We start from the raw sequence: 1,385 nt of genomic DNA on the forward strand, positions 1-1,385 counted from the left end.
TTTCCGACCGAGCTGGTCAGGGCCGCCCAGGTCGATGGCGCCAGCTTCTTCCAGATCTTCCGCCGCATCATGCTGCCGAACTCGCTGCCGATCATCGTCGTCACGGTGATCTACCAGTTCACCAATATCTGGAACGACTTCCTGTTTGCCTCGGCTTACGCCGGCACCGGTGACACCATGCCGATGACGGTGGCGCTGAACAATGTCGTCAACACCTCGACCGGGGTGGTCGAATACAATGTCAACATGGCGGCGGCGATGATTGCCGCCGTGCCGACGCTCATCGTCTATATCCTCGCCGGCCGCTACTTCGTGCGCGGTCTGATGGCGGGCGCTGTCAAAGGGTAATCCATGGCCTTCCTCGAAATCTCCGGTCTCAAAAAGCGCTTCGGCGCCGTCGACATTCTCAAGGGGATCGACCTCGAACTCGAAAAGGGCGGCTTTCTGGTGCTGGTCGGCCCGTCCGGCTGCGGCAAGTCCACCCTGCTCAACACCATTGCCGGGCTGGAGACGATCACGTCAGGCGATATCAAGATCGACGGGCGCGACATCAGCGATCTGCATCCCTCCAAGCGCGACATCGCCATGGTGTTCCAGTCCTATGCGCTCTATCCGAACATGACGGTGGCGGGCAACATCGCCTTCGGCATGGAGATCCGCGGCGTTCCCAAGGAGGAGCGCGCCAGGGCGATCGCCCAGGTCTCCGACATGCTGCAGATCGGCCATCTGCTCGACCGCAAGCCGAGCCAGCTCTCCGGCGGCCAGCGCCAGCGTGTCGCCATGGGCCGGGCGCTGGTGCGCAATCCGCAGGTCTTCCTGTTCGACGAGCCGCTCTCCAATCTCGACGCCAAGCTGCGCGTCGACATGCGCACCGAGATCAAGCGGCTGCATCAGCGCATGGGCACCACCTTCGTCTATGTCACCCATGACCAGATCGAGGCGATGACGCTGGCGACCAAGATCGCCGTGCTGAAGGACGGCGTGCTGCAGCAGTTCGGCACGCCGGCCGAGATCTATAACAGCCCCTCCAACATCTTCGTCGCCGACTTCATGGGATCGCCGGCGATGAACCTGCTCAACGCCACCGTCGAGAACGGCGCCGGCGGGCTCGAAGTCTCGCTGGAGCGGCCGAATGCCGCCCCGCTCAGACTGCCGGTCATATCAGGCAATGACGGCCTGACCGCCTATACCGGCAGACAGGTGATCTTCGGCATCCGCCCGGAGGCCTTGACCGATCCCGATGGCGCCGACCGCAAGGCGCGCTCGCTGACTGAGGGCGATTGCCTGATCGAGGTGGTCGAACCGGCCGGCTCCGACACCTTCGCCGTCACCAAGCTCGGCGGCAAATCCGTCGTCGCCCGCCTGCGCGCCGATACCGGCATCGC

2 protein-coding genes are annotated in these 1,385 nt (G+C 63.9%); both read left to right on the plus strand.

Annotation, left to right across the window (positions count from 1 at the left end; genetic code table 11):
• On the plus strand, positions 1-348 hold a 348-nt coding region (locus OLZ32_RS39105; protein WP_264425723.1), incomplete at its 5' end, for a carbohydrate ABC transporter permease.
• A 3-nt stretch (positions 349-351) separates the two neighbouring features.
• A partial coding sequence (locus OLZ32_RS39110) for an ABC transporter ATP-binding protein (RefSeq protein ID WP_264425725.1) occupies positions 352-1,385 on the plus strand: 1,034 nt, incomplete at its 3' end.

This window comes from Rhizobium acaciae, assembly GCF_025941625.1.
GTDB classification, from domain to species: domain Bacteria; phylum Pseudomonadota; class Alphaproteobacteria; order Rhizobiales; family Rhizobiaceae; genus Rhizobium; species Rhizobium acaciae.